General features: G+C 66.4%; 19 protein-coding genes and 1 tRNA gene. 11 read left to right on the top strand and 9 right to left on the bottom strand.

What is annotated here, in order from left to right:
* Positions 1-24 precede the first annotated feature (24 nt).
* Positions 25-951 (bottom strand): Gfo/Idh/MocA family protein, encoded by a 927-nt coding sequence (locus ACZLZY_RS01250; protein ID WP_472931591.1) that lies wholly within the window; start codon positions 949-951, stop codon positions 25-27.
* A gap of 73 nt (positions 952-1,024) precedes the next feature.
* Entirely contained in the window at positions 1,025-2,164 is a 1,140-nt protein-coding gene (locus tag ACZLZY_RS01245; protein WP_472931589.1) for a DegT/DnrJ/EryC1/StrS family aminotransferase, read from the bottom strand.
* Between the two features lie 462 nt (positions 2,165-2,626).
* On the opposite strand from ACZLZY_RS01245, the gene ACZLZY_RS01240 reads away from it, so the two are divergent.
* From ACZLZY_RS01240 to ACZLZY_RS01230, 3 genes are all read left to right on the top strand, one after another.
* Entirely contained in the window at positions 2,627-3,910 is a 1,284-nt protein-coding gene (locus ACZLZY_RS01240; protein ID WP_472931588.1) for a nucleotide sugar dehydrogenase, read from the top strand.
* Between the two features lie 25 nt (positions 3,911-3,935).
* Complete coding sequence (locus tag ACZLZY_RS01235) at positions 3,936-4,964, top strand: NAD-dependent epimerase (protein WP_472931587.1); 1,029 nt, start codon at positions 3,936-3,938, stop codon at positions 4,962-4,964.
* Positions 4,965-5,248: 284 nt separating this feature from the next.
* Positions 5,249-6,436: an aminotransferase class V-fold PLP-dependent enzyme gene (locus tag ACZLZY_RS01230; protein ID WP_472931940.1), complete on the top strand. Its 1,188-nt coding sequence runs from the start codon at positions 5,249-5,251 to the stop codon at positions 6,434-6,436.
* A gap of 109 nt (positions 6,437-6,545) precedes the next feature.
* On the opposite strand, the gene ACZLZY_RS01225 is transcribed toward ACZLZY_RS01230, so the two are convergent.
* The 5 genes from ACZLZY_RS01225 to cysD form a co-directional block, all read right to left on the bottom strand.
* On the bottom strand, positions 6,546-8,225 hold the full coding sequence (locus tag ACZLZY_RS01225; protein ID WP_472931939.1) for a methyl-accepting chemotaxis protein: 1,680 nt from the start codon (positions 8,223-8,225) through the stop codon (positions 6,546-6,548).
* A 378-nt stretch (positions 8,226-8,603) separates the two neighbouring features.
* Positions 8,604-8,693 (bottom strand) — tRNA-Ser (locus tag ACZLZY_RS01220).
* 186 nt (positions 8,694-8,879) lie between these two features.
* Entirely contained in the window at positions 8,880-9,719 is an 840-nt protein-coding gene (cysQ, locus tag ACZLZY_RS01215; RefSeq protein WP_472931586.1) for a 3'(2'),5'-bisphosphate nucleotidase CysQ, read from the bottom strand.
* Positions 9,720-9,862: 143 nt separating this feature from the next.
* Positions 9,863-11,746, bottom strand: a complete 1,884-nt coding sequence (cysN, locus tag ACZLZY_RS01210) for a sulfate adenylyltransferase subunit CysN (protein WP_472931585.1) — start codon at positions 11,744-11,746, stop codon at positions 9,863-9,865.
* Positions 11,746-12,654 (bottom strand): sulfate adenylyltransferase subunit CysD, encoded by a 909-nt coding sequence (gene cysD, locus ACZLZY_RS01205; protein ID WP_472931584.1) that lies wholly within the window; start codon positions 12,652-12,654, stop codon positions 11,746-11,748. Before cysD ends, cysN begins: the two co-directional genes overlap by 1 nt.
* A gap of 268 nt (positions 12,655-12,922) precedes the next feature.
* Here cysD and rfbA point away from each other — a divergent pair, with 268 nt between their 5' ends.
* Positions 12,923-13,795, top strand: a complete 873-nt coding sequence (gene rfbA / locus ACZLZY_RS01200; RefSeq protein ID WP_472931583.1) for a glucose-1-phosphate thymidylyltransferase RfbA — start codon at positions 12,923-12,925, stop codon at positions 13,793-13,795.
* A gap of 124 nt (positions 13,796-13,919) precedes the next feature.
* Here the strand turns inward: rfbA and ACZLZY_RS01195 are convergent, their stop codons facing one another.
* Together ACZLZY_RS01195 and purU are read right to left on the bottom strand one after the other, a co-directional pair.
* Entirely contained in the window at positions 13,920-14,942 is a 1,023-nt protein-coding gene (locus tag ACZLZY_RS01195; protein WP_472931582.1) for a DUF2793 domain-containing protein, read from the bottom strand.
* Positions 14,943-15,143: 201 nt separating this feature from the next.
* Positions 15,144-16,010: a formyltetrahydrofolate deformylase gene (gene purU / locus ACZLZY_RS01190; protein ID WP_472931580.1), complete on the bottom strand. Its 867-nt coding sequence runs from the start codon at positions 16,008-16,010 to the stop codon at positions 15,144-15,146.
* A 310-nt stretch (positions 16,011-16,320) separates the two neighbouring features.
* Between purU and ACZLZY_RS01185 the strand changes: the two genes are divergently transcribed.
* The 7 genes from ACZLZY_RS01185 (at position 16,321) to ACZLZY_RS01155 (ending at position 23,679) form a co-directional block, all read left to right on the top strand.
* Entirely contained in the window at positions 16,321-17,238 is a 918-nt protein-coding gene (locus tag ACZLZY_RS01185) for an ABC transporter permease subunit (RefSeq protein WP_472931578.1), read from the top strand.
* Positions 17,238-18,635, top strand: a complete 1,398-nt coding sequence (gene livM / locus ACZLZY_RS01180) for a high-affinity branched-chain amino acid ABC transporter permease LivM (RefSeq protein WP_472931577.1) — start codon at positions 17,238-17,240, stop codon at positions 18,633-18,635. Before ACZLZY_RS01185 ends, livM begins: the two co-directional genes overlap by 1 nt.
* A complete protein-coding gene (locus ACZLZY_RS01175) occupies positions 18,635-19,657 on the top strand; it encodes an ABC transporter ATP-binding protein (protein ID WP_472931576.1) in 1,023 nt (340 codons plus the stop codon). Before livM ends, ACZLZY_RS01175 begins: the two co-directional genes overlap by 1 nt.
* A complete protein-coding gene (locus ACZLZY_RS01170) occupies positions 19,654-20,403 on the top strand; it encodes an ABC transporter ATP-binding protein (protein WP_472931574.1) in 750 nt (249 codons plus the stop codon). Before ACZLZY_RS01175 ends, ACZLZY_RS01170 begins: the two co-directional genes overlap by 4 nt.
* Positions 20,403-20,765 (top strand): DUF6867 family protein, encoded by a 363-nt coding sequence (locus ACZLZY_RS01165; protein ID WP_472931573.1) that lies wholly within the window; start codon positions 20,403-20,405, stop codon positions 20,763-20,765. Before ACZLZY_RS01170 ends, ACZLZY_RS01165 begins: the two co-directional genes overlap by 1 nt.
* Positions 20,766-20,922: 157 nt before the next feature.
* Positions 20,923-22,026, top strand: coding sequence for a branched-chain amino acid ABC transporter substrate-binding protein (locus ACZLZY_RS01160; protein WP_472931572.1), 1,104 nt, complete (start codon positions 20,923-20,925; stop codon positions 22,024-22,026).
* A 231-nt stretch (positions 22,027-22,257) separates the two neighbouring features.
* Entirely contained in the window at positions 22,258-23,679 is a 1,422-nt protein-coding gene (locus tag ACZLZY_RS01155) for a phosphomannomutase (RefSeq protein ID WP_472931571.1), read from the top strand.
* Positions 23,680-23,796: the final 117 nt, after the last annotated feature.

The raw sequence follows: 23,796 nt of genomic DNA, 5'->3' as shown, positions 1-23,796 counted from the left end.
CGGCTCAGCTTGAAACTTGCCGTCTTAAACGCCCGCGAGGCAAGCCAGGGCGATCTCGAGGGCGCGCAGCCCGTCGGTGCCCGAAACCGCCACCGGCGCCTCGCCGCGGATCGCCGCCAGAAAGGCGAGGTGCTCGGCCTTCAGCGGCTCGGTCATGCCGACGAAGAGGTTGCGCTGGCGGCTGCTGCCGTCCTTGCCGTAGTCGGAATATTCGGTGACCGTGCGCAGCAGCATGTCACAGACGAGGAACCGGTCGCGGGCTGCGACCTCCATCCGCCGATAGCGATACGGCGTCAGCCAGTTGCTGTTGAGGCTGGCGACAACGCCGGTCTCGGTCTCGAACTGCAAGAACGCCGTGTCCTCGTGCGCGCCATGGGTCGACGAGGTCAGCGCGCGCTGCGTTGTGATCTCCGAGCCGGCGATCCAGCGGATCAGGTCGATGTCGTGCACGCCGAGATCCAGCACGATGCCGACATCGCCGATGCGCGCCGGAAACGGGCCGGCGCGGGTGATGGCGATGGAGCGGACGTCCTCGGGCTTCACCGCGGCCCGCAATGCCAGAAGCGCCGGGTTGAAGCGCTCGACGAAGCCGACCGTCAGGCGGCGGTCCATCCGGTCGGCGAGCGCGATCAGCTCCCGCGACTCCTCGACCGTCGCAGCGATCGGCTTCTCGACCAGGAGGTGAATGCCGGCCTCGAGCAGTTCGGTCGCCACAGAATGGTGGTAGACCGTCGGCGTCGCGACGACCGCGGCATCGATGCCGGCGGACAGAAGCTCGGCGACCGTCGCGAAGGCGGCCGACCGGGTGCCGGCGGCGATCGTCTCCCGGCGCGCAGCGTCGGTGTCGACGACGCCGACAAGGGTCGCGCCGGGCAGGTCGGCGGCGATCCGCGCATGGTTGGCGCCCATCGAGCCGCAACCGACGACGCCGATCCTGATGGTGGATGTCACGGCGAATCCTTCCTGTCTGAAACCTCGAACGCCCGGCACCGACAGCGGCACCGGGCTCGCAGCTGCAACCGCCTCAGAGACCGCCGAGCGCCGTCTTAACCGCCGCGATGATCCGGTCCTGCGTCGGCTCGTCGAGATAGGGGTGCATCGGCAGGCTGATCACCTCGGCCGCCAGCGCGTCGGAGACCGGCAGGCCGTTGCCGGCGACCGGGAAGTGCTTGTAGGCGGTCTGCCGGTGCAGCGGCTTGGGATAGTAGATCGCCGTCGGAACGCCGGCCGCCTTGAGGGCCGCAGCCAAGGCGTCGCGCTGCGCGGCCGGGACGCGGATGGTGTACTGCGCCCAGGTCGACAGGGCGCCCTCCGCCACCGCCTGCGGGGTCGCAACGCCGGCAAGCCCTTCGACGTAGCGCGCGGCAATGCGATTGCGGTCCTCGATCTCGCCGGGGAAGATCGCGAGCTTCTCGATCAGGATCGCCGCCTGCATCGTGTCCATGCGGGCGTTCATGCCGATGCGCACGTTGTCATAGCGGTCCTCGCCCTTGCCGTGGATCCGCAGCGAATCCATCACGGCGTGCAGCTCGGCATCATCGGTCTGGATCGCGCCGCCGTCACCGTAGCAGCCAAGTGGCTTGGCCGGGAAGAAGCTCGTCGCCACGACGTCCGCCCAGACATTGCTGTAGCGCTCGCCCCAGGTGCCGCCGAACCCTTGCGCGGCGTCGGAGATCATCTTGAGGCCGAACTCGTCGGTGATCGCCTTGATCGCGGGGTAGTCGGCCGGCTGGCCGAAGAGGTCGACGGTAATCACCACTTTCGGCGTCAGCTTGCCGGCCTTCAGCGTCTCCTCGATGGCCGCGCGCAGGTTCGCCGGGTCCATGTTGAAGGTCGCGGGATCGACGTCGACGAACACCGGCGTCGCGCCAAGCCATGCGACGACCTCAGCCGTCGCGGCAAAGGTGAAGCTCGGGCAGAACACCGCGTCGCCCGGCCGGATGCCCCAGGCCATCAGCGGCAGAGCCAGGGCATCGGTGCCGGAGGCGCAGGAGAGCGTGTGCTTCGCGCCGGTGAAGGCCGACAGCTGGCTTTCCAGCGCCGCGATCTCCGGTCCCATGATGAAGGCGCCGTGGTCGAGCACCGTCGCGATGGCGCGGTCGATCTTGTCGCGAAGGCGGTCGCGCTGCGCGCCGAGGTCGATGAAGGCGATCGGTTTGTCCATGCTGCGAACCCTGTTCCGATGAGAGCGCCGGCGGTTTCGACCGCAGCGGCGGAGGTCGGCACCATCCCCGAAAAGGCATGCTGCGACCGGCAGGCGGAGCGCCGGCTTGCGCCGCGCGTGACCGTCCGGATGCGGACGGGCTAAACTGTTTGGCCGGTTTAGCAAGCCTGTCAGCAGTGGCCAACCCGTCACATATTGTGGCGCGGCGGTCGCGGGGCGTGAGCGGGCCGATGGACCGGACGGCTCTCCGTCGGGGGCGCCAGCGGCCACGCATTGCTGTCGCAGACCGGCAAGACCTCCCGACTCCATGCGTTCGTGCAGGCCCGCCACGCGTCCATTGCAAGCCTTCGTGTAAGCCTCTCCCAGCCCCGCTGCATTGACAAGGCGCCCGGTTCTGCCGAGGGATTGCCCGACCCCGCCTCCCCCCATGGCGGCCTTTTCCTGCGCACTGGACCGACCGACTTGGATCTCTCCACCTCCCGCATCGCCGTCATCGGCCTCGGCTATGTCGGCTTGCCGCTCGCCGTCGCCTTCGCCGCCCGAGGCCATGCCGTCACCGGCTACGACCTCGACGTCAGGCGGATCGAGGCCTTGCGCCGGGGGCACGACATATCCGGCGAGATGACGCCGGCCGCCATTGCCGCCGCCGGCAGCCTCGCCTTCTCCGCCGATCCCGCCGACCTCACGGGCTACGACGTCTACATCGTCTCGGTGCCGACGCCGGTCGACGATGCCCGCCGCCCGGATCTACGACCGCTCAACGCCGCCTGCGCTCTCGTCGGGGCCGCCATGAAGCCGGGGGCGGTGGTGGTGTTCGAGAGTACCGTTTTCCCCGGCTGCACCGAGGAAGTCTGCGTGCCCTTGCTGGAGGCGGCCTCCGGCCTCGTCTTCAACGAGGGATTCTTCTGCGGCTACAGTCCCGAGCGGATCAACCCCGGCGACAAGCTGCACGGGCTTGCCGACATCGTGAAGGTGACGAGCGGCTCGACCCCGGACTCTGCCGACGCCATCGACCACCTTTATGCCAGCGTCGTCACTGCCGGCACGCACAGGGCATCGAGCATCAAGGTCGCCGAGGCCGCCAAAGTGATCGAGAACACCCAGCGCGACGTCAACATCGCGCTGATGAACGAGCTGTCGCTGATTTTCGAGCGGCTCGGCATCGACACCATCGAGGTGCTGGAGGCCGCCGGCACCAAGTGGAACTTCCTGCCCTTCCGCCCGGGCCTCGTCGGCGGCCACTGCATCGGCGTCGACCCCTATTACCTCACCCATAAGGCGCAGCAGGTCGGCTACTACCCCGAGGTGATCCTCGCCGGCCGACGGATCAACGACGGCGTCGGCGGCGAAATCGCCGAGCGCGTAGTCAAGCTGATGCTCCGGAAAGGCAGCGACCTGCAGGGCGCCCGCGTGCTGGTGCTGGGCCTCGCCTTCAAGGAGAACACCCGCGACATCCGCAATTCCCGCGTCGTCGACATCGTCGCGGCGCTCGAGGCCTTCCGCTGCACCGTCGACGTGCACGACCCGCTGATCGAGGCCGAGGAGGCGCTGCACCGTTACGGCATCGCCGCTCTCCCCGCTTTGCCGGCCGACGGCGGCTATGACGCGGTGATCGTCGCCGTCGCGCACGACGCGTTCCGCGCCCTCGGCGGCGCGGGCCTGCGGCAGCTGCTGAAGGGGCCGGAGGGCGTCCTCTTCGACGTCAAGGCGATCCTGCCGCAAGGCGAGGCCGACGGCAGGCTATGATCGAGACGCACCGGGAATCCGCGGCATGAAGACCCTCGTCACTGGCAATGCCGGCTTTATCGGCTTCCACACCGCCAAGCGCCTTCTCGAACGCGGCGACGAAGTGGTCGGCGTCGACCTGGTGAATGCCTATTACGACCCGGGCCTGAAGGAGGCGCGGCTGACCCTCCTCGAGGAAACCGCGGCGGCAACCGGCACGCCCTACCGTTTCATGCGCGGCAATCTCGCCGACCGAAAGCTGGTCGAGGACCTCTTCGCCGGCGAGCGATTCGAGCGCGTCATCCACCTCGCCGCGCAGGCGGGCGTGCGCCATTCGCTGATCGATCCCTACTCCTATGTCGAGAGCAATCTCCTCGCCTTTACGGCGCTGCTGGAAGCCTGCCGCTGGAACGAGGTCGGGCATTTCACCTATGCCAGCAGTTCCAGCGTGTACGGAGCCAACACCGCCATGCCGTTCCGCGAGAGCGAGGCCGCCGACCATCCGATCCAGTTCTACGCCGCCACCAAGCGCGCGAACGAGCTGATGGCGCACAGCTACAGCCACCTCTTCCGGCTGCCGACGACGGGCCTGCGCTTCTTCACGGTCTACGGGCCCTGGGGCAGGCCGGACATGGCGCTGTTCAAGTTCACCAAGGCGATCCTCGCCGACCAGCGGATCGACGTGTTCAACCACGGCCGCCACATCCGCGACTTCACCTATGTCGACGACATCGTCGAGGGCGTGCTGCGGGTCAGCGACCAGCCGGCCGCGCCCGATCCCAGCTTCGATCCAGCCCGCCCCGATCCCTCGACCAGCAGCGCGCCCTTTCGCGTCCTCAACATCGGCAACTCCGCCCCGGTGGAGCTTGGCGCCTACATCGAAGCGCTGGAAAAAGCCCTCGGCCGCACCGCCCGGCGCAACCTCCTGCCGCTCCAGCCGGGCGACGTCCCCGACACCTTCGCCGACGTCTCGGCGCTGGAGGCCGCCATCGGCACCTGGCCGCGCACCTCGGTCCAGGAGGGCATCGACCGCTTCGTCACCTGGTACCTCGGCTACCACCGTAGAAATGGCTGAAGGGCATCCGGCGCCAACTCATGCCGGTCGCTCCAATTTGGGATCACTGTCTGACCGTGCTCTCGGCTAAACCATCACCCCTAAGAATTACTGTGGCGTCGCCCTGAAAAAACTCACTGTTCAAGGCCTGCTTGCTTCGGCAGTGTTTTGGGCGGGAGAACTTCGTGACGCTGGGCACCGACGCAGGGCGGACCCTTCAAAGGGTCGGCAATCCGGCGGGTCGCGATGACTTCAAGAACCACCAAGGGCGACGCTTCGATCGCCGTGACGGCTTGAGGATCACGATGCACTATCATTCCGGACTGTTCATTCCAGGCCCGACCAATGTGCCGGACGTCGTTCGGCGCGCCATGAACCTGCCGCAGGAGGACATGCGCTCGCCGGACTTCCCGAAGCTTACGCTGCCGCTGTTCGCCGACCTGAAGAAGGTGTTCAAGACGCAGACCGGGCAGCCCTTCATCTATCCCGCTTCCGGGACCGGTGGGTGGGAAGCGGTCCTCACCAACACCCTGAACCCCGGCGACAAGGTGCTGGTGTCGACCTTCGGCCAGTTCTCCTCGCTCTGGGCGGACATGTGCCAGCGCCTCGGCTTCGAGACCGAGGTGGTCGAGGCCGACTGGGGCGAAGGCGTGCCGCTGGAGAAGTTTGCCGATATCCTCGCCGCCGACCGCGAGCACCGGATCAAGGCCGTGCTCGGCACACACAACGAGACCGCGACCGGCGTGACTTCCGATGTCGCCGGCATGCGTAAGGCGCTGGACGCCTCGAACCACCCGGCGCTCCTCTACATCGACGGCGTATCCTCGGTCGCCTCGATCGATTTCCGCATGGACGAATGGGGGGTCGACGGCATCGTGACCGGCAGCCAGAAGGGCTTCATGCTGCCGACGGGCCTTGCCATCATCTGCGTCAGCGAGAAGGCGATGGCGGCACACCGTTCGTCGCGCTACCCCCGCTGCTTCTTCTCTTTCGAGGACATGCTGCGCACCAACAAGGACGGCTACTTTCCCTATACGCCTGCCACTACGCTGCTGCGGGGCCTGCGCGCCTCGCTCGATCTCTTGTTCGAGGAAGGGTTGGAGAACGTCTTCGCCCGCCACCATCACATCGCTTCCGGCGTGCGCGCGGCGGTCTCGGCCTGGGGCTTCGACCTCGTGGCGAAGGAGCCGAAATGGTACTCCGACACGGTCTCGGCGATCGCGGTTCCGCCCGGGGTCGATGCGGTCGCGGTGCTGCGCCGGGCTTTCGAGCGCTACGGCGTGTCGTTCGGGTCGGGCCTCGCGCGTCTTAACGGCAAGGTTTTCCGCATCGGCCACATCGGCGCGACGAGCGAGTTGATGCTCCTCGGCGCGATCTCGGTCGCCGAGATGGCGCTGGTCGACTGCGGCGCCAAGATCCAGCTCGGCTCGGGTGTCGCTGCTGCCCAGGCGTCCTACACCGCCGGCCAGAGGGTCCTGGCCAAGGCGGCCTAGCGGGACGGAAGCCGGTCGGAAAAGGCTCGGAAAGCCTTGCGCTGGCCACCGGCATAGACAGGGGGGTGTCACCGTCCCTTGTCTATGCCCTATTGCCGCTTGAGCAGCGCTAGGACGCGAGCAGCTGCAGCCTGGCAGTGCGGGATGCCCCGCCTCTCGCATGCGCCCTGCTTTGCACGCTGCCATCATCTGTTTGGAACTGCGCCAATTGCTGGTTCAACTTGTGGACTTCCGAGGCGAGGCTGTTGCTCGCAGCCGTCGACTCCTCGACCATCGCCGCATTCTGCTGCGTGCCGTGGTTCAGCGTGCCGAGCGCGATGTTGATTTCTTGTAGGCCAACCGCTTGTTGGCGTGCCGACGCGACGATGGCGATGACATGGGCATGAATGCCAGTGATCTCGCCGACGATCGCCTGCAGGGCTTCCCCGGTCCGTGACACCAGGTCGACGCCGGCGCCAACCTGGCGACCCGACGTCGAAATCAGGCTCTTGATCTCCTTGGCGGCCTCCGCCGAACGCTGGGCGAGGCCGCGCACTTCCTGCGCCACCACAGCAAAGCCCCGGCCCGCCTCGCCGGCCCGAGCCGCTTCGACGCCGGCATTCAGCGCCAACAAATTCGTCTGGAAGGCGATCTCGTCGATCACGCCGATGATTTTGCTGATCTCGTCGGAGGAATGAGCGATCTCGGCCATGGCTGCGGTCGCCTTCGCCACGACCTGCCCCGATTGCTCGGCCTCGCCCTTGGTGCGAGTCACGAGATCGCCCGCCTCGTCCGCGCGCTTGCTGGAAGTGTTCACCGCCGTGGTGATCTGCGCAAGGGCTGCCGAGGTTTCCTCCAGCGCGGCTGCCTGCTGCTCGGTGCGCTGGGCAAGATCGTCGGCCGCGATGCGGATCTGCTCGGCACCGTTCTGGATTTCGGAGGCGTTGATGCCGACCGAGCGGAGGGTATCGCACATCCGTTCGATCGATGAGTTGAAGCTCACCCGCAGTGTTTCGAGCGAGGGAATGAACGGCACGTCCAGCCGCTGAACGAGGTCGCCATTCGCCAGCTTTACCAGCGCATCGCCCAGCCGATGGACGACGCGCACGCGTTCGGAGACGTCGGTCGCAAACTTCGCCACCTTCACCACCTCGCCGCTGAGGCCGAAGATCGGATTGTAGGAAGCCTGGATGTACACCGGCTGCCCGTTCTTGCCGATCCGGGTGAACTCGTCGGCGATGAATTCGCCGTTGCGCAGGCGTTCCCAGAAGCGGGCATAGTCCGGCGAGCGACCATAAGCCGGGTCGACAAAAATCCGGTGATGCCGCCCGACAATCTCCTCGGGCTGGTAGCCGAGCGCAGCGAGAAAGTTCGGGTTGGCGACGATGATGTCGCCCGAGGGCGTGAACTCGATCACCGCCTGCGCGCGGCTGACCGCATCCATCTTGGCGGATTTTTCGATCTCGTCGAGCTTCGACGCGGTGATGTCGTTGGCGAACTTCACAACCTTATGCGGCTTGCGGCCCGCTCGGGAGATCGGGTTATAGTTTGCACTGATGAAGACCCGCTTCTCATTCTTGCCAAAACGCTGAAACTCGCTGCTCACGAACTGGCCGTCTCGCAGTTTGCGCCAGAACGCCGCATAGTCAGGCGATGCCGCATAGGCCTTATCGAGAAACATGCGGTGGTGCTGCCCGATCAACTCCTTTTCCGAATACTCCATCAAGTTGCAGAAGTTGGCATTTGCCCGGAGAATTCGACCCTCCATGTCAAACTCTATGGCTGCCATTGATTTATCGATCGCAGCCATTAGCAATTCAGACGGGGAAGCGAAAAATCTGGACACGGCGTTCTCCTGTTTAATACCTTGGAACGGTTCGGGTCGGATTATTAGCCGATTACCTTTTAAAGGCGAGCTAAGATTTAGATTGGTATTCGCCGCGCGGAGGGGTTTCTGTACTTTCGCCGACGTCGATGCAGCGGAGGCACCCGTGGGGCTCGCTTCAAGCGGCACCACACTTTGGAACTGCAGGGCGGGAAGACCGGCGGCAATGGAAGATCGGCGCGCGCGGGCGGACTGCAGGCATCCCAGGAAAATCTCAAGGATTGCACGTCGCAATGCGCGCCGCACTTCCGTTAAGCGCTGGATCATCCGAGGCTAGCGGGAGACTGTCGAAGATTGATTTGATGGCGGAGAAGAAGGGATTCGAACCCTCGAAACGGTTCCCCGTTTACGCCCTTAGCAGGGGCGCGCCTTCGACCACTCGGCCACCTCTCCGAGGCGGGGAATACCCAATGAGGGGCGGCATTGCAACAGGCAAGCGACACGGGAGCGGAATATCGTGCCGGCATCGCCGGGGTGGGACGTTGTCCGGCGCAAGGCCGGACGGCGATGGCGCGGCGGAGCGCGGGGATGCGCGGAGACTTTGCTGCCGGCCCAAACAGGACCGGGCGAGACTGATGGCTAGAGGGCGGTCGCTGGCTCGGCCGCCTGCCCGCCCGAGGCGATGAAATGCGGGTTGGCGAAGTCGCCGTCGCCGGACTGGTCGCGCTTGCCGTAGCGCAACGGGCGTCCGTCGAGGGCGAGCACGGCGCCGCCGGCCGCCACCAGCACGGCCTGCCCGGCCGCGGTGTCCCACTCCATCGTCCGGCCGAAACGCGGGTAGAGGTCGGCCTCTCCGGTGGCGACGCGGCAGAACTTCAGCGACGAGCCGGCGGCGAGGAGATCGACCGGGCCGAGCCCCTCGATGTAGCGGCGCGTCGCCTCATTGCCGTGCGAGCGGCTGGCCACCACCACGGCGCGCAACGGGCGGGGTCGGACGGCAAGGCGGGAGACGTCCGCCACCGCGCTCCCGGCCTCGGGCATCGCCTGACCGCAAAAAGCGCCCTCGGCCGTTCCCCAGAAGATCCGCCGTTGGGCTGGCGCGTAGACGACGCCGAGCACCGGCTGGTCGCCGGAGATCACCGCAATGTTGACGGTGAAGTCCGGACGCCCTTCGATGAACTCCCGTGTGCCGTCGAGCGGATCCACGAGAATGAAGAGGTCGCCGAGCACCGGCGGCAGGATGCCGGACGCGGCCTGCTCCTCCGCGACAATGGGAATGCCGGGGCAAAGCCGCGACAGGCGCTCGCAGATCAGCTTTTCGGCCCGCGCGTCGGCGAGCGTCACCGGGCTGCCATCGCCCTTGGACGCGACGTCGAGCGGGCTGGCGAAGACCGTCATGATCTCCGCACCGGCGGCAACGGCGATGGCGAGCATCTCCGGCAGGTTCGACACCAGCTGCTCGGCTTTCATGCACGTCATGATTCTCTGATCCGTCTCTCGTTTCACCGTCGCTCGGTCCGTCGTAGCGTCTGTTCCGATGCCCCGATGTTGATGGCCGCCACCCTCCACCTGCGGGCAGCTGTCCCGCCACGAAGATGGGTGTCCGCCCTGCCCAGCGAACGCTACAGAATGCCCCGCTGCGACAGCAGGGCAATAACTTCGTCGGCGAGGTCATCGGCGCTGCGCTCAGCGGACAGAAGCCGCAGGTCCGGGTCCTCCGGTGGCTCGTAGGGACTGCTGACGCCGGTGAAGTTCGGCAGAGTGCCGGCCCTTGCCTTTCGGTAGAGCCCCTTCGGGTCGCGGCCTTCGCAGACGGTCAGCGGCGTATCGACGAAGATCTCAAGGAACTCGCCCTCCTCCAGGAGGTCCCGCGCCAGCTGCCGCTCGCTGCGGAACGGCGAGATGAAGCTGACGAGCGTAATGAGGCCGGCCTCGACCATCAGCTTGCCGACCTCGGCGACGCGCCGGATGTTCTCGACCCGGTCCTCGTCGGTGAAGCCGAGATCGCGGTTGAGGCCGTGCCGCACATTGTCGCCGTCGAGCGACATGGTCTGCCGGCCGAGCGCGTGCAGCCGCTGCTCGACGAGATCGGCGATCGTGGACTTGCCGGCGCCGGACAGGCCGGTGAACCAGAGAATGCACGGCGTCTGGCCGGTATTGGCGGCGCGGGCGCGCTTGTCGATCTTCATCTTCTGCCAGCGGATATTGGCCGAGCGCCGCAGCGCGAAGTCGATCATGCCGGCGCCGACCGTGGCATTGGTCAGCCGGTCGATCAGGATGAAGCTCCCCATCGCGCGACTATCGCGATAGCGGTCGAACGGCAGCGGCCGGTCGAGCGAGAGGTTGCAATAGCCGATATCGTTGAGATCGAGATGCTTGGCAGCGGCATGCTCGAGTGTGTCGACGTCGACCCGGTACTTGATCTCGGTGACCTGGGCAGCGATCGCGGAGGTGCCCGAGCGCAGGAGGTAGCGCCGACCGGGCAGCATCGGCTGGTCGCCCATCCAGACGAGATGCGCGGCGAACTGGTCGGCGACCTCGCAAGATGCAGAGGCCGACACGATGACGTCGCCGCGGCTGACGTCGACCGCTTCGTCGAGCAGCAGCGTCACCGCCTGGCCAGCGGTGCAACTCTGGCTGGCCCCTTGCATCGTCTCGATCGCAGCGACGCCGGCGGTCTGCCCGGAGGGGAGCACGGTGATACGCTCGCCGACCTCCAGCCGGCCCCGGACCACGCTGCCGGCAAAGCCGCGATAGTCGAGGTTCGGCCGGTTCACCCACTGCACGGGCATGCGGAACGGCGCACCCGGAGCCTCGCCGGCAATGTCGACGGTCTCGAGATGGTCGAGGAGCGTCGTGCCGGTGTACCAGGGCATCGTCGTCGACGGCCGGGAAATGTTCTCGCCGGTCAGCGAGACGACAGGAATGCAGGTGATGGCGCCGATGCCGAGTTTCTCGGCGAAGGCGCGGCAGTCGCCGACGATCTCCTGGTAGACCGCCTCATCGCCGCCCACGAGGTCCATCTTGTTGACGGCGACGACGAGCTCTCGGATGCCGAGAAGCGAGACGATGTAGGCGTGCCGGCGCGTCTGGGTTACGACGCCTTTGCGCGCGTCGACCAGCAGCACGGCAAGGTCCGCGGTCGAGGCGCCCGTCGCCATGTTGCGGGTGTACTGCAGGTGGCCGGGTGTGTCCGCCACGATGAACTTGCGCCGGGCGGTGGTGAAATAGCGGTAGGCGACATCGATGGTGATGCCTTGCTCGCGCTCGGCGATCAGCCCGTCGACCAGCAGCGCCAGATCCAGTTCGCCCTCGCCGGTGGTGCCGAAGCGGCGGGAATCGGCTTCCAGCCCGGACAGCTGGTCCTCGAGCATGCCGGCTCTGTCGTAGAGCAGCCGCCCGATCAAGGTCGACTTGCCGTCATCGACAGAGCCGCAGGTGATGAAGCGCAGGAGATCCCGGTTCGCCGCCGCCGGCAGGAAGTCGTCGATACCGCCCGCTCCCATCAGAAATACCCCTCCTGCTTCTTCAACTCCATCGACGCCGCATTGTCCTTGTCGATGACCCGGCCGTGACGCTCGCTGGTCCTGGCGAGCAGCATCTCGTCGATAATCTCCGGCAGCGTCTCGGCGCGGCTCTCCACCGCCCCGGTCAGCGGGTAACAGCCGAGCGTCCGGAAGCGGACCCATTTCATCTCCGGCCGCTCGCCCGGCAGCAGCGGGAGGCGCTCGTCGTCGACGAGGATCAGCGCGCCATCGCGCTCGACCACCGGCCGGGGCTTGGCGAAATAGAGCGGCACGACCGGGATCCTCTCCTGGAGGATGTAGAGCCAAATATCGAGCTCGGTCCAGTTCGACAGCGGAAAGACGCGAATGCTCTCGCCCTTGTGGATCCGGCCGTTGTATAGCGACCAGAGTTCCGGCCGCTGGTCCTTCGGGTCCCAGCGGTGGGCGGCGGTGCGGAAGGAGAAGATCCGCTCCTTGGCACGCGAACGCTCCTCGTCGCGCCGGGCGCCGCCAAAGGCCGCGTCGAAGCCGTATCGGTCGAGCGCCTGCTTCAGGCCTTGCGTCTTCATCACGTCGGTATGAACAGCCGAGCCGTGCGTGACGGGGCCGACGCCTTGCCGGACGCCGTCCTCATTGATGTGGACGGTGAGGTCGAGGCCGAGCTCGGCCATCCGCCGATCGCGAAACTCGATCATCTCACGGAATTTCCAGGTCGTATCGACATGCAGCATCGAAAACGGCGGCTTCGACGGCGCGAACGCCTTCATCGCCAAATGCAGCATGACGCTGCTGTCCTTGCCGATGGAGTACAGCATCACCGGGTTCTCGAACTGCGCCGCGACCTCGCGCATGATGTGGACGCTCTCGGACTCGAGGCGGGCCAAGTGATGGAGGTGCTGCTCGCCCATAAGGAGGTTCTCTAGCCTTCATGCTGTCGGCGCCGCTGCGGCTTGCCAACCCGCGGCGCGCCGCCACCTACCCGACCCGTCTTGGCGGCGCCTGCCCCTTGGCTACCGCGACGACATGACGAACGGAAGGGCAGGTCCGCAACGAAATGCTCACCTTGGGGAAGAAACGTTTCCGTGCGGCTGCCATTTGTTTCGCTGGATGTTGGCCGCCGAGATGTCTAGACAGCTTGGCGATCGTTCAGGCTTCGCGTTGAAAGGCTTTATGTCCATGAAGGGTATCATTCTCGCCGGCGGCAGCGGCACGCGGCTGCACCCGATGACGCTGACCGCCTCGAAGCAATTGCTGCCGGTCTACGACAAGCCGATGATCTACTATCCGCTGTCGACGCTGATGCTGGCGGGCATCCAGGATGTGCTGATCATCTCGACCCCGCACGACCTGCCGCGCTTCCGCGCGCTGCTCGGCAATGGCGAGAAGTGGGGCATGCGGCTCGACTATGCCGAGCAGCCGAAGCCCGATGGCCTCGCCCAGGCCTATCTCATCGGCGAGGACTTCGTCGCCGGCGAGAAGTCGGCGCTCATCCTTGGCGACAACCTCTTCTACGGCCATGGCCTGCCGGAGACCATGCAGCGCGCCATGGCCCGCGAGAACATGGCGAGCGTCTTCGCCTACCACGTCTCCGATCCCGAGCGGTACGGCGTCGTCTCCTTCGATGCCGAGGCGCGCGCCACTTCGATCGAGGAGAAGCCCGCCCATCCCGCCTCGAACTGGGCGGTCACCGGCCTCTACTTCTACGACGGACGCGCCTCGGAGATCGCGCGCTCGCTGAAGCCTTCGCCGCGCGGCGAGCTCGAGATCACCGACCTCAACCGCGTCTATCTCGAGGAAGGCAGACTGGCGGTCGAGACCATGGGGCGCGGCTTTGCCTGGCTCGACACCGGCACGCCGGATTCGCTGCTGGAGGCCGCCGAGTTCGTGCGCATCCTCGAACGCCGGCAAGGCTTTAAGATCGCCTGCCCCGAGGAAATCGCCTTCAACCAGGGCTTCATCGATGCGGTCCAGCTTCGCGTCCTCGCGCGGGAACTCGGCAAGAGCAGCTACGGCCAGTATCTCCAGCGCGTGGCCGACGAGACCATCTGAGACAGGCCGCCGGCGGCGCACTCCTGCCCGCCGGCGACACCCCTTTTCGACAGGGGCCGCCGCCCCCGACGGCAGGGCGCAAGAACGCCCCGCCCTCTCCGGCCGCACGTCTGCTGCACTCCTCCTACCGGAAGAGATAGAGCGTATAGCCGATCGCCGCGGTCAGCCGGTTCTCCACCTGCACCCGGCCGCCATCCAGCGCCGCCACGTTGACGCGGCCGTTTGTGCCGGTGCTGCCGGCAAGAGCGGTGGTGTAGGTCCCGAGCGTTCCGCCGGCGATCGCGATCGGCACGAGCTGCGGGCTCGGCGCCAGCCGCGCGAACAGGCTGCCGGCCGGCGCGCCGGCGGCATCGGGGACAAGAAACAGCAAGGCGCCGCCGACCGCCGCGCCGAGGTTCAGCTCGGCCATGCCGTTGACGGCGATGGTCCCCAGCGGATAGCGCAGGCCGAGGCCCGCCTGGGCGCCCAGCGCGGACACGGCGCCTGTGCCGCCTTGCGCAATGCCCAACGGCGCGGCGAGGCCATTTGGAAGCCCGACGGCGCCGCTGGCTGCATTGACGGTCAAAGCCGTTCGCCATGTCCCGCCATCGGCGCTGACCTTCACCGCGAGATCGTCATTGCCGGCAAGGCCGATCTCTGCCCGCCCGCCATAGCCGGTCTGGAACAGCAGCGACGCGGTATCGCCCGCGGCAGATTTGTTCAGTTTCAGCTGGTGCCCATGTCCGGCATGGTTGAACAGGCTGGCATCGGCCGAGACGGTGAGCCGGCTGACGCTGTCGGCCGCCGCATTGATGCCGAGCCGCGCAAACCGCTCCCCCGGCAGGCTTTTCCACTGGCTGCCGTCGAAGACGCAGAACAGCGCCTCGTCGGCGATCCACAGGCGCCAGCCCAAGCGCGGCGTCAGAAAGGTCCAGGCGCCGTCCTGGAAAGCGGCCAGCGCGCCGGCATGGCCGGCCCACGCTCCGGTGGCCGCTGCGGCGACGAGGAAGGCCTGCCCCTCGGCCGCTTCGGGCGGAGCGGCGAGACCGCGCGTGACCACGGCCGTCTGAACCAGCGCATCGAGCATGCCGATCGCGGCATTGTGGGTGACGTGCTTTTGGGCCTGCGAGGCGGCGAGGAAGGGAAGCTGAAGATTGGCGGTTGGCATGATCGACCTCCTGTGAAGTCGCCATAATACGGCCGCGCGACCGGGGGGCGGAAAACGCGGCTGCGAAAACCGTCCGCGCCCTGTCGTGATGCTCTCTCCGTCGAGTGCGGTGCCGGTCGCCGCCCGTTGGCTTGGCGACCGGTCAACCCGTTTTGCGGGCGTCCGCCCGTTGCTTTTCTGCGCGCCGTGCCGAGGCTCGGTCTAGGCGAAGACCACCGTCTTGTGCGCGTTCAGCATCACCCGGCTTTCGAGGTGCAGCTTGACCGCGCGCGCCAGCACCCGGCTCTCGACGTCGCGGCCGACGGCGACGAGATCATCGGCGGTCATCGCGTGCGTCACGCGCTCGGTCTCCTGCTCGATGATCGGCCCCTCGTCGAGATCGGGCGTCACGTAGTGCGCCGTCGCGCCGATCAGCTTGACGCCGCGCTCGTGCGCCTGGTGGTAGGGTTTTGCGCCCTTGAAGCTCGGCAGGAAGGAGTGGTGGATGTTGATCACCTTGCCGAACAACCGCTTCGACAAATTGTCGGAGAGCACCTGCATGTAGCGGGCGAGCACCACGAGATCGGCGCCGCTCTCGCGGACGATCGAGAGTAGCTTCTCCTCCTGCTCGGCCTTGTCGGTCTTGCCGACCGGCAAGTGGTGGAAGGGGATGCCCTCGAGCTCGGTGATCCGGCGGGCGTCCTCGTGGTTGGAGACGACGGCGACCACCTCGGCATCCATCCAGCCGACGCCGATCTGGTAGAGGAGGTGCCGCAGCGCATGGTCGAACTTCGAGACCATGATGACGATCTTCGGCTTCACGGCGGCGTCGACGACCCGCGTCTTGATGTCGAACCGCGAGATCACCGGCTCGATCGCCTTCTCCACCGCTTCGCGCCCCACGCCGCCCGAAGCGGTGAAGGCGATGCGCATGAAGAAGCGACCGGTGCCGCGGTCCCAGAACTGGCTGGACTCGGCGATGTTCGCGCCGATCGCGGCGAGCTCCGTGGTGACGGCGGCGACGATGCCCGGACGGTCGATGCAGGTCAGCGTCAGCACGAAGGAATTGTCGGCGGCGGTTTCGGACATCACGTCACTCCGGCTGGGGATGCATCTCGGGGCCTGCGGCCCGCCGCTCTACATAGCCTTCCCGCTACCGGATGCATGAACGAAAATCGACCCTTCGCATCGCGTCCGCGACAGTGGCGTGACACGGATGGGGCACACGCAGGTTATCCACATCGCTTTTGTTGATATCAGGCATTTCCAGCCTGAATGCCGGGTTGCATTGGCCTGACTGCTATGAAACTGATCGTGCCTTGGAGATCAGCGGGAATGACGCGGAAACGTGTCCCGCGAAAGGTCATGCTTGCGCCGGATCGGCGGACAAAGGCGGTTCATGGAATACTTTCTTCAACAGCTGATCAACGGGCTGACGCTCGGCTCGATCTACGGGCTGATCGCGATCGGCTATACGATGGTCTACGGCATCGTCGGCATGATCAACTTCGCGCATGGCGAAGTGTTCATGGTTGGATCATTCGTAGCCCTTACGACTTTGCTCGCGCTGGCGATGATCGGCGTCACGTTCTTTCCGATCGTGCTCATCATCATGCTGGTCGTGGCGATGGCGGTCACCGCGCTCTGGGGCTGGACGATCGAGCGGATCGCCTACCGTCCCTTGCGCGGTTCCTTCCGCCTGGCGCCGCTGATCACCGCCATCGGCATGTCGATCTTCATCCAGAACTTCGTCCAGGTGACCCAAGGCGCCCGCGCCAAGCCGCTGGCGCCGCAGCTGTCGGGCAATATCCAGCTCTGGCAGGGCAGCGGCAACATCAACGTCCAGATCTCCTACATGCAGATCCTCATCATCGTGACGACCATCGTGCTGATGACGGTCTTCTCGCTGGTCATCGCCAAGACCTCGCTCGGCCGCCAGCAGCGCGCCTGCGAACAGGATGCCAAGATGGCCTCGCTGCTCGGCGTCAACGTCGACCGGACGATCTCGCTGACCTTCGTCATGGGCGCGAGCCTCGCCGCCGTCGCCGGCATCATGTACCTTCTCTATTACGGCGTGATCGACTTCTACATCGGCTTCCTCGCCGGCGTGAAAGCCTTCACCGCGGCCGTGCTCGGCGGAATCGGCTCGCTGCCCGGCGCCATGCTCGGCGGCCTCCTGATCGGCCTGATTGAGACCTTCTTCGCCGGCTACTTCGCCGCCGAGTACAAGGACGTCGCGGCCTTCTCGATCCTGGCCATCGTCCTCATCTTCATGCCCTCCGGGCTGCTCGGCCGTCCGGAAGTGGAGAAGGTCTGATGTCGACGCTTGATCTGACGGGTAAGGCGCCCGCGCCGAAGGACAGCCGTCTCGTGCGCTCGGTGAAGGACGCCTGCATTGCCGCTGCTATTGCGGGCGCACTGACGTTCTTCTTCTTCCTGCTGCGCACCGATACCGGTATCGGCGGCCTCGTGCTGTCGATCCGTCCGGAACTCTGGGCGATCGCGATCGGCATCGTCTTCTTCGGCCGGCTCGCCCTCTCCTACTTCCTCTTCCGCGCCGAGCCCGATCTGTCGAAGCCGGTGGCGGCGGCCAAGCCCGCTTCCGCCGCGGCGGCCCGCAACAGCCGGATATTCGGCAAGGTCTTCGGCCTTCTGATGCTGCTGGTGGCGCTGGGCCTCCCCTTCATCATCGACACGCTGCTGCCGAGCCAGAACCGCTACCTCCTCGACCTCGCCATCCTGATCGTCACCTACGTCATGCTCGGCTGGGGCCTCAACATCGTCGTCGGTCTCGCGGGTCTCCTCGACCTCGGCTACGTCGCCTTCTACGCGGTCGGCGCCTATTCCTTCGCGCTCCTCGCCATCAACTTCGACCTCGGCTTCTGGGTCTGCTTGCCGATGTCCGGCCTCTTCGCCGCGCTCTGGGGCATCATGCTGGGCTTCCCTGTCCTGCGCCTGCGGGGCGACTACCTCGCCATCGTGACGCTGGCCTTCGGCGAGATCATCCGCGTGGTCCTCCTGAATTGGGCTGAGGTCACCGGCGGACCGAACGGCCTTCTCGGCATTCCGAAGCCGACCCTCTTCGGCCTCGACTTCGTGCGCGGTCCGGATGGTTTCGCCGCCTATTTCGGCCTCGAATTCTCCTCGATCCACCGCTTCATCTTCCTCTACTACATCATCCTCGCCCTCGCCCTCCTCACCAACTTCGTCACGGCGCGCATGCGCAAGATGCCGATAGGCCGGGCTTGGGAAGCGCTGCGCGAGGACGAGATCGCTTGCCGCTCGCTCGGCATCAACACCACCAACGTCAAGCTCACCGCCTTCGCGACGGGTGCGATGTTCGGCGGCTTCGCCGGCTCGTTCTTTGCCACGCGCCAGGGCTTCATCTCGCCGGAGAGCTTCACCTTCATCGAGTCGGCGATCATCCTCGCCATCGTGGTGCTGGGCGGCCTCGGCTCGCAGCTCGGCGTCGTCATCGCCTCGGTGGTGATGATCGGCGGCATAGAGCTCCTGCGAAACCTCACCGTGCTAAAGCTCGTCTTCGGCGAGGGTTTCGATCCGACGCAGTACCGCATGTTGATCTTCGGCCTCGCGATGATCGCCATCATGGTCTGGAAACCGCGCGGGCTGATCTCGTCGCGCATCCCGTCGGCCATCTACAAGGAACGCAAGCGCATTGGTGCCGACATGGTCGCCCAGGGAGAGGGTCACTGATGTCCGCCGCAACCGCTTCCCCGATGACCGCCGCCCCTTCGGCCGAACGCTGGCTGAACGACCCGATCCTGAAGGTCGAGAACCTCACCATGCGCTTCGGCGGCCTCACCGCCATCGACGCGCTCTCCTTCCAGGTCGGCCGCGGCGACATCACCGCGCTGATCGGCCCGAACGGCGCCGGCAAGACAACAGTCTTCAACTGCGTCACCGGCTTCTACAAGCCGACAGAAGGGCGCATCGCGCTGAAGCGCGGCCGCAACATCGACGACAGCGTCGTCGACAGGCTAACGGCCAGCGGCGCACAGCACCTCGAGGATGCCAGCGGCTCGGTCTACCTGCTCGAGCGGATGGCGGACTTCCGGATCACCGAGCGGGCGGGTGTCGCCCGCACCTTCCAGAACATCCGCCTGTTCGGCGGCATGACCTGCCTGGAGAACCTCCTCGTCGCCCAGCACAACCGGCTGATGACGGCGTCGGGCTTCACCATCGGCGGCCTGATCGGCCTGCCCGGATACCGGCGTGCCCGGCAGGAAGCGATGGACAAGGCGATTGCCTGGCTCGGCTATGCCGATCTTCTCGACCGCGCCGACGATCCGGCGGCCGACCTCTCCTATGGCGCCCAGCGCCGGCTGGAGATCGCCCGCGCCATGTGCACCAACCCGGCGCTGCTCTGCCTCGACGAACCCGCCGCCGGCCTCAACCCGCGCGAATCGGGCGAGCTCAACAAGCTGCTCCGCCTGATCCGCGACGAGCACGACGTTTCGCTGCTTCTGATTGAGCACGACATGGGCGTGGTCATGGAGATTTCCGACCACATCATCGTCCTCGACTACGGCAAGAAGATCGCCGACGGCACGGCCGAGAGCGTGCGCACCGACCCGAAGGTCATCGCCGCCTATCTTGGCGTCGACGACGAGGAGGTCGAGGCGGTGGAGCAGAAGCTGGAGGTCGGCGACATCGACGCGGCCATTGCAGAAGCCAGCGTCTCCGACACCCCGAGCGCCGAAGGGAGACCCGCATGAGCGCGCTCGCCGAAGCCCCGATGGGCACGCCTATGCTGACGATCCGCGGCCTGCAGACCTTCTACGGCAAGATCCAGGCGCTGCGCGGCGTCGACCTCGACGTCAATGCCGGCGAAATCGTCACCATCATCGGCGCGAACGGCGCCGGCAAGTCGACGCTGATGATGACGATCTGCGGCAGCCCGCGGGCGCGGGAGGGCAGCATCGTCTACCGCGGCGAGGACATCACCCAGCTGCCGACGCACGAGATCATGACCAAGGATATCGCCCAGTCCCCCGAGGGACGGCGCATCTTCGGTCGCATGACGGTGACCGAGAACCTGCAGATGGGCGCCACCTTGCAGGACGAGAAGCACTTCGACGACGACCTCAAGCGCGTCTTCACGCTGTTCCCGCGCCTCAAGGAGCGTGCGACCCAGCGCGGTGGCACGCTTTCGGGAGGCGAGCAGCAAATGCTGGCGATCGGCCGGGCGCTGATGGGCCGGCCGAAACTTCTGCTGCTCGACGAGCCCTCGCTCGGCCTTGCGCCGCTGATCGTCAAGCAGATCTTCGAGGTCATCCAGGAGCTCAACCGCAACGAGGGCCTGACCGTCTTCCTGGTCGAGCAGAACGCCTTCCACGCCTTGCGCCTTGCCCACCGCGGCTACGTCATGGTCAACGGCGCCATCACCATGACCGGCACCGGCCGCGAGCTTCTGGCGCGGCCCGAAGTCCGCCAGGCCTACCTCGAAGGAGGAGCACACTGATGCCGCCGGAAATGAGCCTTCTCTGGGAAGTCAGCTGGATCGAGTTCCTGGTCGTCACCATCGCCTTGGGGGGCGGCGGCGCCTGGATGATCGGCCGCTCGACCGCCATCGGCTGGAGCGGCTGGGGCTTGCTGGTGTTCTACGTGCTGCTGCTGACGGTCGCCGCCCGCTTCATCCATTTCAGCCTGTTCGGCGGCAGCTTCTTCCTGCCGGCCTCGACCCTCGGCACGGCACTCCATTATGCGCTGGTCGACTTCGTCATCCTGATGGCGATCGCTGCAGCCGGACGGCAGTTCGTCCGCGGCCGCCAGCGGGCTCGCCAGTACGGCTTTCTCACCAGGACAAAAGCGTTGCGCTCTTAAACTGCAATTTGTTTTGGCACACAGCTAAATATGTGCAGCCGCGCTATTCCGTCGCGGCCGTTCCTGGTCTTTAATCCTGCCCAGGCAGGGGGCTGATGCCCGAACCTGGTCCTCGTGCACCGACGCTTACCACCCTCATATCCCTAGGAAAGTTGTCATGAAAAAAGCTCTTTTGGCCGGCGCCGCCCTCAATCTGGTTTTTGCCGGAATGGCCTTCGCCGACATCACCATCGGCGTCGCAGGCCCGATGACCGGCCAGTACGCGACCTTCGGCCAGCAGCTGAAGATCGGCGCGGAACAGGCTGTCGCGGACATCAACGCCGCCGGCGGCGTCAACGGCGAAAAGCTGGTGCTGTCGATCGGCGACGACGCCTGCGATCCGAAGCAGGCCGTGGCTGTGGCGAACTCCTTCGCCGGCCAGGGTGTCTCCTTCGTCGCCGGCCATTTCTGCTCGGGCTCGTCGATCCCTGCCAGCCAGGTTTATGCCGAGGAAGGCATCGTCGAGATCTCGCCTGCCTCGACCAACCCGAAGTACACCGACGATCGTCCGGGCACCGGCATCTTCCGCGTCTGCGGCCGTGACGACCAGCAGGGCGAAGTCGCCGGCAAGTTCATCTTCGACACCTACAAGGACGGCGTCGTCGCCATCCTGAACGACAAGTCGGCCTACGGTAAGGGCCTCGCCGACGAGACCCAGAAGTTCTACGAGGCCGCCGGTGGCAAGCCGGCCGTGGTCGAGTCCTACACCGCCGGTGAAAAGGACTACTCCTCCCTCGTCACCAAGCTGAAGCAGGCGGGCGTCACGCTCGTCTACATCGGCGGCTACCACACCGAGGCCGGCCTCATCGCCCGCCAGATGAAGGACCAGGGCGTCACCGCCAAGATCATGTCGGGCGACGCCATCGTCACCGACGAATACTGGGCGATCACCGGCGACGCCGGCGAAGGCACGCTGATGACCTTCTCGCCGGACCCGCGCAAGAACGAAGTGGCGGCCCCAGTCGTCGCTGCGCTCGACAAGAAGGGCCAGACCGCCGAGGGCTACGTGCTCTACACCTACGCCGCGATTCAGGCCTGGGCGGAAGCCGCCAAGACCGCCAAGGGCACCAAGTTCGAGGACGTGACCAAGGCGCTGAACGAGGGCACCTTCAAGACCGTGCTCGGCGACATCAAGTTCGACGACAAGGGCGACGTCACCTTGCCGGGCTACGTTGTCTACGAGTGGAAGGCCGGCAAGTACGACTACCTCGCCGCCAAGTAAGCAGCGATTGAGACCAAGGGGCCCGGTGCAGCGATGCGCCGGGCCCTTTGTCGTTCCAGGCATCGAGTGCTCAGCCGTGCCCAACGGGGACGCAACATCTTTTCCGATCGGGCAGCTTTGGTCCGGATGAGATCACCCGATCGAGGGATGCTGTCGAAGCCCTTGCAGGGCGGCCCGCCTCTCGCCTAGGGAAGGCAAAGCCGGCGTTCTGTCCGGTGCGGGGAGAGCGCGATGTCCAGCCTGAAATTCGGCACCAGCGGCCTGCGCGGCCTCGTCGTCGACCTCTTGGGAACGCCGAGCTACGCTTATACCAGAGCGTTTCTCGACCACCTCGATGCAACCGGCCGCGCCGGCGCCCGCCGTGTTCTCATCGGCCGCGATCTGCGCGCCAGCAGCCCGGCGATCACTGGCCTCTGCACCGCGGCGGCGTCCGATGCCGGCTGGGCTCTGCTCGATTGCGGCGCGGTCCCGACACCGGCACTGGCGCTGGCCGCCCTCACCCTCGGCTGCCCCGCCATCATGGTCACCGGCAGCCATATTCCGGATGACCGCAACGGGCTGAAATTCTACCGCGCGGACGGCGAGATCACCAAGGACGACGAGGCCGGCATCCTCTCGGCTTTCGCATCCCTGCCCACTTTCTCGGCTCCCCCCGTCGCCAGCGAAACCCCTGCCGAGGCGTATGATGCCCTCGCCCCCTACATCGCCCGCAGCCTCGGCTTCTTCCAGCCGGACACCCTCGCCGGCCTCACCATCGGCGTCTACGAACAGAGCACCGTCGCCCGCGACGTCCTGACCGAGATCCTGCAGCAGCTCGGTGCGGAGACGGTATCGCTCGGCCGCTCCGACGCCTTCATCCCGGTCGACACCGAGGCGCACCGCGATGAGGACAAGGCGCTGCTCGCCGACTGGGCGAAGGGAGGCGGCTTCGACGCGCTGGTCTCGGCCGACGGCGATGCCGACCGGCCGCTGGTGGCCGACGCCGCCGGCACCATCCTGCGCGGCGACATCATCGGCCTGCTGACCGCCGCCCATCTCGGCCTCCAGACCATCGTGACGCCCGTGACGTCGAGTTCGGCGATCGAGCGCACCGGCATCGCCCGGACGGTCATCCGCACCCGCGTCGGCTCGCCTTTCGTCATCGCCGGCATGGCGGCGGCGGACCCCGCCGGCGGCATCATCGGCTTCGAGGCGAATGGCGGCGTTCTCCTCGGCACAGACATCATCCGCGACGGACGCCGCTTGCCCGCGCTGCCGACGCGCGACGCTATGCTGCCGATCGTCAGCGTGCTCGCGACCATCGCCGAGCGGCGCGAAAAGCTCAGCACCATCGTCGCCGGGCTCGACGCCGGACACACCGCGGCCTACCGCCTGCAGGACGTCCCGGCGGCCAAAAGCGGCGCGTTCCTCGAAAGGCTATCGGACGACGCCGGCTATCGAGAGTCCTTCATGCAGGAGCTCGGCGCGGTGGTGGCGGTGGACCGCCTCGACGGCGTGCACATGCGCCTCGCCGACCACACGGTGGTTCATTACCGCGCCTCCGGCAATGCGCCGGAGCTGCGGTGCTACGTCGAGGCGGCCAGCGCGGAACGGGCGGCGGTGGTGCTGGAATGGGGGTTGAGACGAGCGGCGGAGGCAGTGGCGCAAGGGTAATACCAGCCGCGTCCCAAGCGGACGCAACCCCTACAGATCAGCTGATCTCCCCCCTTGAGGGGAGATGCCCGGCAGGGCAGAGGGGGGCGAGCCGCCGCAAGGTGCGAGGGTTAAAAA

It is taken from the genome of Mesocryomonas lacus (assembly GCF_055730135.2).
Note: the sequence above shows the minus strand (reverse complement) of the source record. Positions and strands in the feature narration are given on the sequence as shown.

Excerpts from the sequence above, each read along its gene's own strand:
- cysQ (WP_472931586.1), bottom strand. The coding sequence starts at position 9,719 with ATGACGTGCATGAAAGCCGAGCAGCTGGTGTCGAACCTGCCGGAGATG.
- ACZLZY_RS01195 (WP_472931582.1), bottom strand. The coding sequence starts at position 14,942 with ATGCCAACCGCCAATCTTCAGCTTCCCTTCCTCGCCGCCTCGCAGGCC.
- ACZLZY_RS01160 (WP_472931572.1), top strand. The coding sequence starts at position 20,923 with ATGAAAAAAGCTCTTTTGGCCGGCGCCGCCCTCAATCTGGTTTTTGCC.
- purU (WP_472931580.1), bottom strand. The coding sequence starts at position 16,010 with ATGTCCGAAACCGCCGCCGACAATTCCTTCGTGCTGACGCTGACCTGC.
- ACZLZY_RS01175 (WP_472931576.1), top strand. The coding sequence starts at position 18,635 with ATGTCCGCCGCAACCGCTTCCCCGATGACCGCCGCCCCTTCGGCCGAA.
- ACZLZY_RS01185 (WP_472931578.1), top strand. The coding sequence starts at position 16,321 with ATGGAATACTTTCTTCAACAGCTGATCAACGGGCTGACGCTCGGCTCG.
- ACZLZY_RS01245 (WP_472931589.1), bottom strand. The coding sequence starts at position 2,164 with ATGGACAAACCGATCGCCTTCATCGACCTCGGCGCGCAGCGCGACCGC.
- ACZLZY_RS01225 (WP_472931939.1), bottom strand. The coding sequence starts at position 8,225 with ATGGCTGCGATCGATAAATCAATGGCAGCCATAGAGTTTGACATGGAG.
- ACZLZY_RS01170 (WP_472931574.1), top strand. The coding sequence starts at position 19,654 with ATGAGCGCGCTCGCCGAAGCCCCGATGGGCACGCCTATGCTGACGATC.
- ACZLZY_RS01230 (WP_472931940.1), top strand. The coding sequence starts at position 5,249 with ATGCACTATCATTCCGGACTGTTCATTCCAGGCCCGACCAATGTGCCG.
- rfbA (WP_472931583.1), top strand. The coding sequence starts at position 12,923 with ATGAAGGGTATCATTCTCGCCGGCGGCAGCGGCACGCGGCTGCACCCG.
- ACZLZY_RS01235 (WP_472931587.1), top strand. The coding sequence starts at position 3,936 with ATGAAGACCCTCGTCACTGGCAATGCCGGCTTTATCGGCTTCCACACC.
- ACZLZY_RS01165 (WP_472931573.1), top strand. The coding sequence starts at position 20,403 with ATGCCGCCGGAAATGAGCCTTCTCTGGGAAGTCAGCTGGATCGAGTTC.
- cysN (WP_472931585.1), bottom strand. The coding sequence starts at position 11,746 with ATGGGAGCGGGCGGTATCGACGACTTCCTGCCGGCGGCGGCGAACCGG.
- cysD (WP_472931584.1), bottom strand. The coding sequence starts at position 12,654 with ATGGGCGAGCAGCACCTCCATCACTTGGCCCGCCTCGAGTCCGAGAGC.
- ACZLZY_RS01155 (WP_472931571.1), top strand. The coding sequence starts at position 22,258 with ATGTCCAGCCTGAAATTCGGCACCAGCGGCCTGCGCGGCCTCGTCGTC.
- livM (WP_472931577.1), top strand. The coding sequence starts at position 17,238 with ATGTCGACGCTTGATCTGACGGGTAAGGCGCCCGCGCCGAAGGACAGC.